Origin of the sequence: Nocardia sp. NPDC060220, assembly GCF_042727815.1 — a bacterium.
In the GTDB taxonomy this organism is placed as follows: Bacteria; Actinomycetota; Actinomycetes; order Mycobacteriales; family Mycobacteriaceae; genus Nocardia.
On the sequence record NZ_JBHWZY010000178.1, the window covers coordinates 1 to 9,967 of the forward strand.

Sequence of the window (9,967 nt, forward strand, 5' to 3'; positions counted from 1 at the left end):
GAGCCCCTGCGTCCACGATCATCGATCATGACCATCAGCACCAGCGCTCAGCCCGGATCGACTCCCCCGCAGCGGATCGATCTGGGCGATCTGCTGCTGCGCCGGTGGCGCCCCAGTGATCTGACCCGCCAGTTCACCGCGCTGAGCGCCTCGCACGCACACCTGCACCCGTGGATGTCATGGGCCGGGCAGCCGCCGACGCTCGCCGGGCAACGTCGTTCCCTGCAGATCTCGGCCGCACACTGGCCGACGCCCGACGGCGGCTACCTCTACGGGATCTTCACCGCGAGAGGCGAGGTGGCGGGTGGCATCGGACTCCACGACAGGATCGACCCGGCCGCACTGGAGATCGGTTACTGGTGCCATATCGCCCACACCGGACGGGGAATCATCACGCGCGCCGCCCATGCCCTGACCACCGTCGCGCTCGCCCTCCCCCACATCGGTCGCGTCGAAATCCATTGCGACGCGGCCAACGTCCGCAGCGCGGCTGTTCCTCGGCGGCTCGGATACGAGCTGGTCAGCACTGCACCACGCCCGCGCACAGCGCCCGCCGACTCCGGCATCGGCATGGTCTGGTCGACCGTCGAGGACCCTCGGGCGGGCTGAGGAGATCGCTTGTCGCTCGATGACCCCCGGACTAGACTGTGACGCGCACCACATCGCGACGACGGGTTCGCACCGTCGCCCAGAGCAATCGTGATCCGATCGGAGCGCCGGGTCACGGTGTTCGATCGCGACCCCCCCGCTCGTCGGGCCGGGCCCGAAGTCACTCCAACCCCGCTCGACCGCGCAAGGAGATGACCGTCATGGCGGTTGCCGTCGAACTCGAATTCACCGGCGCGACACTCGAACAGTACGACCAGGCCCTCGGGAAGATGGGCTTCGTGCACGGCGGCTCCGGCGGCCCCGGCCTCCTGTTCCATCTGGTCAGGAAGACCGACACCGGATTCCACGTCACCGACGTGTGGGAAACCCCCGAGCAATTCCAGAGCTTCGCCGAATCCACCCTCGGCCCCATCGGCATGGAAGTCGGCATGCCCAACCAGCCCACCATCGAGGTCCACGAAATCTACAACTACCTGGCTCAGGGAAACTGACGCGCCACACGGGGCGAGTAGTCGCCGCACCACTTCGACATCTGCGAACACAACGACGCCAGTCCCTCGGCGTCCAGGCGTGCACCACCGGTCCACATGTCGAGGCTTCGACGCGCAGTGATCTGTGGGTATCCGGTTGTCAGGGCGGCGGGTCGCGGTGGTGAGCTCCCACCATCGCCGGAGCGGGCGTCTCGCGCATGATCGGGACGGACGGTCACAGCGGTGCGGGCGGTTCCGGCGTGGTCTGGCGGGCGGGCAGGGCGCTGATCGTCAATGCCAGCATGACCAATGCGATGCCCGCGAGTTCCAGCAGGGTGGGGCGTTGTGCGAGGGCGATCGCGCCCACGACGGTCGCGGTCGCCGGGAGCAACGCGAGCAGCAAGGCGAATCGGGCGCGTCCCACCGCGGTCAGCACCACCTGGTCCAGCGCGTAAGGCACCGCACTCGACAGCACGCCGACACCGAGACCGAGCAGCCAGGTCCGCGGGTCGGCGAATACCGCGGCATCGATCATCAGCTGCGGGATCAGCACGAACGGCGCCAGTAGCACCGCCGCGGCCGCCATCCCGACAGCGAGAGAATCCTGGCCTTCACCGGTGTCGGCGACGCGCTTGCCGACCAGGATGTACGCCGCCCACAGGACCGCCGAGGCGAGAGCGAACCCCACTCCGACCGGCTCGACGTCGAACTGCACGCCGGCCAGCAGCACCACACCGACTGCCACCAGCGCCACGGCGAGCAGGTCGCGCGCCCGCCGCGACCCGAGCGTCGCGACGGCGACCGGACCGAGGAATTCGATGGCGACGGCGGTGCCGAGCGGGATACGCGCGATGGCCTCGTAGAACACGATGTTCATCGACACGGTGACGATGCCGAAGCCCGCCGCCGTCGCGATGCCCCGCCGTGTCCAGCGGGTCCGCCACGGCCGCCGCCAGGCCAGCAACGCGACTCCCGCCGCCGCGGCCCGCAACCAGGCGACAGTGGACGGCTCGGTGGTGTCGAACAGGAAGACGCCGAGTGCCGCACCCACATATTGCGAGGTCGCCGCGATGATGAACACCATCGGCACCGACCAGCCGGGTAGCGCGCGCGTCGCCGCCCGGTCGGTTGTCGAGATCGCATTCATCCCAGGAGTAATCCACAGACGGGCACGGATTTCAACGCGAACCGGCCCGGGATCGAATGATCGAGGACCGGTTCGCACTATCGGTGACAGTGCGTCACGTGGCTGCCGGAACGTCGACGCCGGCAGCTGCGGAGTTTCGCTTTCGCGCGGTTACCGGACGCCGAACCACATGGTCAGCGCCGCGCGCAGATCAGCTGCGGCGGTGTCCGACGACTCGTCGATCGTCGCCGCCCAGGCGATGTGACCGTCGGGGCGGATCAGGAGTGCGTCGGCGAGACGATCGCCGGTCTTGGCCGCGTGGATGTCGACGCGCGGCGCCCACTCCCCGGCGATCTCACGCAGGTCGGCACGGTCGGCCAGGTCGAGGAAGACCGGTCGCGCGGCGCGCATGATCTCGGCGACGGTGGTGGTGCCCTGGTCGGTGTGCAGGCTCAGATCAGGAACGAAAATTCCGGCGAGCGACGGGGTTCCGGGCGTCGGGTAGCGCAGATCGGTGCCCGCGACGAGGGCTCCCATACGGCGCAACGCGGGTTCGTCGGAGAGCAGTTCCTGGAATACCGCGCGCAGCGCCTCGGCGGCAGGGTCCTGACCCTGGCGAAGTGCCGCCTGGGCGCGGGTCTGCAGCAGCGCGCGACCACCGGCGAAGTGACGTTCGTCGTGGTAGGTGTCGAGCAGGTCGGCCGGTGCCCAACCGTGGATGTCCGCGGCCAGCTTCCAGGCCAGGTTCACCGAATCGGTCATGCCGAGATTCATCGCGGCGCCGGTCGCGGGCAGCAGGTGGGCCGCGTCACCGGCCAGGAAAACCCGGCCCACACGGTAGTTTTCGGCCTGTCGGTCCTGGAACTGGTAGCGCGACAAGCGAGTCGGCGCACCGAGCGCAACCTCCGCGCCCAGCACACGCCGGACGCTGTGGCCGAGTTCGGCCATGGTCAGTGGTTCGTCGTTGTCGTATTCGGCGTCGTCGTTCTCGGTGGTCTGGAAGAACATCACGCGGTCCTCGGAGCTGACCCGTCCCAGCGCGAACACCCCGGTGTCGGTGCGGGTGAATCCCGGATCGATCCGTCCGACACCGGGCACCTCGAGGCCGCCGTCGTCGAGCACGGTCACCGACTCGTGCACCGCGACCACGGCCAGCCGGTTGACCTCCGGATAGGTGCTGCCGGGAAACCCGATTCCGGCCAGTTCGCGAATCCGGCTGCGGCCGCCGTCGCAGCCGACCAGGTAGCGGGCCCGCACCCGGTACGGTCCGTCCGGCCCGTTCACTTCCGCGATCACCGCCTCGTCGTCCTGGGTCACCGCGACCACTTCGTGTCCGCGCCGGATCTCGGCGCCGAGGTCGACGGCGTCCTCGGCGAGCAGTTCCTCGACCCGCGCCTGCGGAATCGCCATGGCGTGCAACGGAGTTTCGTCGAGACCGGTGAAGTCCAGGTACACCCCGCCGAAGGGGAAGATCGGCTTCGGACTCGCGTCACCGCTGACCGCCGTCATCCGGTCGAGCAGGCCCCGATAGCGCAGCACATCCAGAATTCGCCCGCCGAGACCGCTGGCCTTCTGCGCGGTGCCCGGCCGTTCACGACGTTCGAGCACCAACGGCCGCACCCCGGCCCGGCCCAGTTCCCCGGCGAGCATCAATCCAGCAGGCCCAGCGCCGACAACGATCACGTCGGTGGTCATCTCTTGCATCTCGTCACTCCCGAATACGGCTGGTCCCTGCATTGCCCAGCGATTCTGCAGCACCACCGGGGCCTTGCCGCAAGCCCCGGGGTGCGCTATAAGTTAGAAGGGGCAACGAGTCAGCGGGTCACCGTCAGGTTGTTGTCAGCGGAAGTACACATAGTCCTGGACCCAGTGGAATCCGCGGCTGCGCAAGGTGAAGGTGTCGGGGTCCTTGCGTTCGAGGGTGATCGTGATCGGGCGGTCGTGCAGTGTTCCGCGCAGCAGCAGTCGGTCCGGGGTGGGTTTTTCGGAGGACAGTGTCGCGAACGGTGGTCCGGGGTCGACCGCGCCGATGGCGTTCATCGAGGTGAGCTCCACTTGTCCATCGGGGCGGAAGTGGGCGTGCGCGGGTACCAGTTCGCCGTTCATCCGCTGGTAGGCGGCTTCCTGCGGGTCATCGAAAACCATTCGCTGCCACCGTGTTTCGTCGGTGGTCAACGGCGGGATCGGCTGCCCGTCGATGGTGAAATCCCGCACCTCCCAGATTCCGTACAGCGCGGACTTGGGGCTCGCGGCACCGGATTGTTCGTGCCAGACCACCCAGCGGTCATAGCCGCTCCCCAACGCGACCCACAGGCCCAGCGCCGCCACCACCCAGATCGCCACGCGGTTCTTCCTGGCGTCGGTGAACAGCGCGGGCTGGGTCAGCGGCGCGCACGCGCGTTCACGCGCGAAGACATCGGTCAGCCGGCGCAGGTACGGCGCGAGCAGGAACACGCTGATCAGCAGCAGATGCGCGGCGAGCAGCTTCTCCGGTATGTCGAACGTCATGTTCAGCAGCAGAATTTGCGCTGTACTCGCCAGCGTCAACGCGGCGCCGAGCACTGCGGTCCTGGACACGAACAGCAGCAGCCCCGCCACCACTTCCACCCCACCGAGAGCCATCTCGTACGGATACGAGCTGCCGACCTGCAGCCACAACACCGAGGCGGGGCTCATCTCGCCGTACGGCCGCAACAGCTGCGCCAGTCCGGGGGCCGGCATCTGGGTGGGGATCAGTTTGGCGAACCCGAACCCGATCATCTGCCCGCCCATAGCCAGCCGCAGGAACAGCGAGAACCAGGCGAGCGCGCGGGCGGGTACCGGACGACGGTCGACGGCTGTCCACACCGCGGCGCCGGTCGCCGCGACGACCAGCAGACAGAACACCAGTACCCAGACGGCGGTCTGGTCGCCCGCTCCGGAATCCTGGTGTAACTGAGCGTCGACCCCGAAGACCGCTCGACCCACCGGCCCGGTGACGGGGTCGGTGATGGGCATGTTCCAGGGCCCCGGGTATTCGCGAATCCACCGGCCGAGGATGCCGAGCAGCGCGAACGGGATATAGGTGAGAAGCAGGCAGAGCAGGCCGAAGTAGATGATGGAGAATCGGAGGACGATCTGGGTCAGCACAGGCCGACCGGCCCGTGCTGCGACGGGGGCCGACACTGTCGTGGTCACTGCTGCATCCTCGGGTCGTGGGTCGGGTCGGCGTACAGGGGCGGGCAGCCGAGTTCCCCCGCGTCGGAGCGAAGTTCGTAATGCCAGGGTTCGTTCGCGTAGATCTGGCACAACCCATAGGCGGCGCCGTGCGCGGCCAACCATGCCGCGCCGTCGGTCGGCCCGATATCAACCGCCTCGCCGGCTACGTGAGCGGAGGTGTAGGGGGTTGCCACCCACCGAGCGGCTTCGGTTTCCGAGCCGTATTTCGAGACTGCCTCGCGCAGCAGTTGTTCCTGGTATTCCGGCGACCGCCAGCCACTGTTGACGACGAGTTCGACTCCGTCGTCCGCGGCGTCGGCGGCGGCGGCGCGCAGGGCGGCGAGCAGATAGGAGTCGAGGTTGCCCACGGACGGATTCCCGTCATCGAAGAGCGTCGCGCCGGGCGGACCGGCGTGGCCGCCGACAAAGGCGTCGATGGATCGTGCGACCGAGGATATGGTCGGCAGCGACTGGTAAACGAGGACACCGACAGATGCCGCGCTGACGATGACAACGGCGCCGAGGGCGATCGATCGGAGACGGCGAATCGCCGGTTCACGGTGGTTCATGCCCCTCAGTCAAGGCAGCATGGTGTTGCCGACGCGTATGCGGTTTCGGATACGCCGACGATATCCCCGGGCTGGGAGAATCGAGCGTCTATGCGTGTACTGATCGTCGAGGACGAACCCTATCTGGCGGAGGCCATCCGCGATGGCCTGCGCCTGGACGCGATCGCCGGCGACATCGCGGGTGACGGCGACACCGCACTGGAGCTGCTGAGCGTCAACACCTACGACATCGCGGTCCTGGACCGCGACATTCCGGGTCCCTCCGGGGACGAGATCGCCGAATACATCGTCGCCTCCGGTAGCGGTCTGCCGATCCTGATGCTCACCGCCGCCGATCGGCTCGACGACAAGGCGAGTGGTTTCGGGCTCGGTGCCGACGACTATCTCACCAAGCCGTTCGAACTCCGCGAACTGGTCCTCCGGCTCAGAGCGCTCGATCGCAGGCGCGCGCACAACCGGCCACCGGTGCGCGAGATCGCCGGGGTGCGGCTGGACGCGTTCCGCCGGGAGGTCTACCGCGACGGCCGCTACATCGCTCTGACCCGCAAGCAGTTCGCGGTGCTCGAAGTGCTCATCGCCGCCGAAGGCGGGGTCGTGAGCGCCGAGGAACTCCTGGAGCGGGCGTGGGACGAGAACGCGGACCCGTTCACCAACGCGGTGCGTATCACCGTCTCGGCGCTACGCAAACGGCTCGGCGAGCCCTGGGTCATCACCACCGTGGCCGGTGTCGGGTATCGCATCAGCGACGGGCGAGCGCGTGGGTAGGGCGCCCGGATTGAGTGTTCGCCTCAAACTCACCCTCAGCTACGCAGGCTTCATCATGGTCGTGGGTTCTCTGCTGATCGCCGCCGTAGGTGTCTACTACCTGTGGTACCTGCCCGAGGGGTGGATCTACACCAGCGGCGGCGATTTCTGGATCGATCGCGGCATGCTGCTACGGTCCTTCGCGCCGTTCGTGACCGTTGTGATGGCTTTCCTGCTGGCGATCGGTCTGGTGGGCGGATGGTTCCTCGCCGGTTGGATGCTCACCCCGCTGACCCGTATCACCGCCGCTACCCGGACCGCCGCGAACGGCTCACTCGCCCACCGAATCCGGCTGCCGGGCCGCAGCGACGAGTTCCGCGAACTCGCCGACGCCTTCGACATCATGCTCGCCCGGCTGGAAGCACACGTCACCGAACAGCGTCGATTCGCCGCCAACGCCTCCCACGAACTGCGCACGCCGCTGGCGATCACCCAGACCCTGCTCGACGTGGCCCGCGACGACCGCACCCACGACACCGGCGAACTGGTCGACCGCCTGCACGCCGTCAACACCCGAGCGATCGCTCTCACCGAGGCATTGCTCCTGCTCAGCCGCGCCGATCAAGGGTCGTTCACCCGAGAACACGTCGACCTCTCCCTGCTCGCGGAAGAAGCCGCCGAAACGCTGCTCGCCCGCGCCGAAGAACACGGCGTGATCCTGGAGACCTCCGGCGAGGTGACGCCCACCATCGGTTCGCACGCCCTGCTGTTGCAGCTGACGACGAACCTCGTGCACAACGCGATCGTGCACAATCTGCCCGCACGCGGCATCGTGTGGGTCACGACCGGACTGCGCCCCGAGACGGTGGTGCTCACCGTCGAGAACACAGGCCCGGTCCTCGACCCCCTGGTGGTTTCCACACTGGTCGAGCCGTTTCAGCGCGGCACCGAACGCGTTCGCACCGACCACGCGGGCATCGGCCTCGGCCTGGCGATCGTCGACAGCATCACCGCGGCACACGGTGGAACCCTCGCACTCGATCCCCGTCCGGCCGGCGGACTCCGCGTCACCGTGCGGCTTCCGCGTCGGCCACTTCCGCAGGCAGCACGACGGTAACGGCTCCGACCCGGCCGGGCGTTCAGGGAGCGCGCAGCACCGAACGCACCAATTCCGCTACCGCCGATCGCAATCGGTCGGCCTCGCCCGCCCTGGCCAGTTGCTGTGCGAGTTCCCCGCCGACTGTCGACAACAACAGCGCGCCCACGGTGTCGGCGTCGATATCGGGACGGACTTCGTGCAGGAGCGTGCCGATGTGCTGCGCCCAGAACGTGTGGAATTCGGCGCTGCGCGGATGTGGCGGCATCGCCTGATAGGCCGCGATCAACTCCACGTCGTCGGTGACCATGCGCGTCATCGCATCGAAGAAGGCGAGTAGCCGGTCGGTCGCCGGCGCGCCCGGTCCCAGCGGCGGTGGACCGCTCGACACCGCCGCCATCAACGCGACGGCGCCCTCGGCGACGAGCTCGTAGAGCAGGCCCGCGCGGCTGCCGAACCGGTGGAAGATGGTCCCCTTTCCGACACCTGCCGCCGCGGCCACCCGATCCATCGTCACCCCGGCCGCGCCGTGTTCGGCCAGCAGCGCGGCGGTGGCATCGAGGATCGCTCGACGGTTGCGCGCGGCATCGGCGCGTTCGGTGGGACGTCGGTCGGTCATCGCACCCGCTTTCTCGGCACCCGCCGATCCGTTGACAAGTTGACCGACGGTCCATATCGTTCGAGATATCTGGACCGACAGTCAACTTATGGAGTTCTGATGCAGGCAATCGTAATGACCCAGACCGGCGCACCCGACGTTCTGGTAGCGCGCGAGATCGGCGAACCTCGCCCCGGCGAGGGACAGGTCGTCCTCCGGGCCGAAGTGGTGCCGGTGCTCTACCCCGAGACCAAGGTTCGGGCCGGCACGTTTCCGTTTCCCGCGCCGCTGCCCGAGGTCTTCGGGTTCCAGGCGGCGGGCACGGTGATCGATATCGGCGCGGGCGTCGATCGGGCATTGCTGGGCGCCCGGGTGGTCGCGTCGACCCGCGGTTTCGGCGCCTACGCCGAACTTGTTGTCGCCGAGACCGATTCGGTGACCACGATCCCGGCCGATCTGACCATCGAGCACGCCGCCGCGATACTGATGCCGGGATCGGTGGCATTGGCGCTGATGGGGACCGCGGGTGTCGCGGCGGGCGAGACCGTCCTGGTCGAAGCGGCGGCTACCGGTGTCGGCAGCTGCCTCACCCAGCTGTGCGCCGCCGCAGGTGTGCGCGTCATCGGCACCGCGGGCGGGGAACAGAAGGCTCGGCTCGCGCGCGAGCGCGGCGCGCACGAGGTGCTCGATCACACCGCGCCCGACTGGGCGGATCAGCTGGCCGATCTCCTCACGGACGGCACGGTCGATGTCGTGTTCGATTCCATCGGGGGCGCATCACTGACGCCGCTGCTCGACCTGATCACGCCCCTGCGTGGCCGAATCCTCAGCTACGGCTGGCTCGACGGCGCTCCCGCACAGCTGGGCGTCACCGAACTGATCCTGCGCGGGCTCACGCTCACCGGCTGCGCGGGCACCGCCTGGCTCGGCGAAGTCGCCCGGCAGCGATCGGCGGCACTCACGGCAACAGCACAGGGCCTGCTGACACCCGCGATCGACTCGATCCTCCCCCTCGCCGACGCCGCGCGGGCACACCGAATGCTGGAGGACAGAACCGCTTTCGGCACGGTGCTCCTGCGTCCATGAACCTTCAGCCTCCTTGAAACTCGAGGTATGCTTCAACCAGCCTGAAGGTTGGTGGACGTCACGCAACCCGGGCACACCGATAGGAGCAAACCTCATGTCACAGGCCACATTCGGCGTCGACTCGCTGGCACTACCGTCCACCCCACTCGCGATCGAGACCCACCGGCTGATCAACGAGGCCCTCGAAACATCGGTCTGCCATCACAGCGTTCGCGGGTTCTTGTTCGGGCGCGCCCACGCCGCCGAGCAGGGCCTGCGGCCCGGCCCGGACTACGACGAGGAGCTCATGTACCTCATCTGCGCGCTGCACGACATCGGCCTGTCCGAACGTGCCGTCGGCACACAGCGATTCGAGATCGACGGCGCGGATTTCGCGGCCGAGTTCCTCGAAGCGCAGGGCATCGACGACGAACGCGTCGACATCATCTGGGACGCCATCGCCGCACACACGACAGGCCTCAGCGACTCACC

General features: G+C 68.0%; 11 protein-coding genes. 6 read left to right on the forward strand and 5 right to left on the reverse strand.

Translation table 11 applies throughout. The annotated features are described in order from the left end of the window. Together ACFWF3_RS11990 and ACFWF3_RS11995 are read left to right on the forward strand one after the other, a co-directional pair. Positions 1-609: GNAT family N-acetyltransferase (locus ACFWF3_RS11990; RefSeq protein ID WP_379313670.1), on the forward strand; the 609-nt coding region annotated here is incomplete at its 5' end. 200 nt (positions 610-809) lie between these two features. Further along, a complete protein-coding gene (locus ACFWF3_RS11995; protein WP_378989054.1) occupies positions 810-1,100 on the forward strand; it encodes a hypothetical protein in 291 nt (96 codons plus the stop codon). Positions 1,101-1,314: 214 nt separating this feature from the next. On the opposite strand, the gene ACFWF3_RS12000 is transcribed toward ACFWF3_RS11995, so the two are convergent. The 4 genes from ACFWF3_RS12000 to ACFWF3_RS12015 form a co-directional block, all read right to left on the reverse strand. Beyond that, positions 1,315-2,226 carry a DMT family transporter gene (locus ACFWF3_RS12000; RefSeq protein ID WP_378989052.1) on the reverse strand — a complete coding sequence of 304 codons (912 nt, stop codon included), beginning with the start codon at positions 2,224-2,226 and terminating at the stop codon, positions 1,315-1,317. Between the two features lie 150 nt (positions 2,227-2,376). Then, entirely contained in the window at positions 2,377-3,909 is a 1,533-nt protein-coding gene (locus ACFWF3_RS12005) for an FAD-dependent monooxygenase (protein WP_379313672.1), read from the reverse strand. Between the two features lie 135 nt (positions 3,910-4,044). Beyond that, on the reverse strand, positions 4,045-5,382 hold the full coding sequence (locus ACFWF3_RS12010; RefSeq protein ID WP_379313674.1) for a DoxX family protein: 1,338 nt from the start codon (positions 5,380-5,382) through the stop codon (positions 4,045-4,047). Next, complete coding sequence (locus tag ACFWF3_RS12015) at positions 5,379-5,972, reverse strand: M15 family metallopeptidase (RefSeq protein ID WP_379313675.1); 594 nt, start codon at positions 5,970-5,972, stop codon at positions 5,379-5,381. The genes ACFWF3_RS12010 and ACFWF3_RS12015 overlap by 4 nt, the downstream gene beginning before the upstream one ends. Positions 5,973-6,062: 90 nt before the next feature. Between ACFWF3_RS12015 and ACFWF3_RS12020 the strand changes: the two genes are divergently transcribed. Both ACFWF3_RS12020 and ACFWF3_RS12025 read left to right on the forward strand, forming a co-directional pair. After that, positions 6,063-6,737 carry a response regulator transcription factor gene (locus ACFWF3_RS12020; protein WP_379313677.1) on the forward strand — a complete coding sequence of 225 codons (675 nt, stop codon included), beginning with the start codon at positions 6,063-6,065 and terminating at the stop codon, positions 6,735-6,737. 10 nt (positions 6,738-6,747) lie between these two features. Beyond that, complete coding sequence (locus ACFWF3_RS12025) at positions 6,748-7,833, forward strand: sensor histidine kinase (protein ID WP_379313678.1); 1,086 nt, start codon at positions 6,748-6,750, stop codon at positions 7,831-7,833. Positions 7,834-7,855: 22 nt separating this feature from the next. Here the strand turns inward: ACFWF3_RS12025 and ACFWF3_RS12030 are convergent, their stop codons facing one another. Then, positions 7,856-8,431: a TetR/AcrR family transcriptional regulator gene (locus tag ACFWF3_RS12030; RefSeq protein WP_379313679.1), complete on the reverse strand. Its 576-nt coding sequence runs from the start codon at positions 8,429-8,431 to the stop codon at positions 7,856-7,858. Between the two features lie 99 nt (positions 8,432-8,530). Here ACFWF3_RS12030 and ACFWF3_RS12035 point away from each other — a divergent pair, with 99 nt between their 5' ends. Next, on the forward strand, positions 8,531-9,496 hold the full coding sequence (locus ACFWF3_RS12035) for a zinc-binding alcohol dehydrogenase family protein (RefSeq protein ID WP_379313680.1): 966 nt from the start codon (positions 8,531-8,533) through the stop codon (positions 9,494-9,496). Positions 9,497-9,590: 94 nt separating this feature from the next. Next, positions 9,591-9,967: HD domain-containing protein (locus ACFWF3_RS12040; protein WP_379313681.1), on the forward strand; the 377-nt coding region annotated here is incomplete at its 3' end.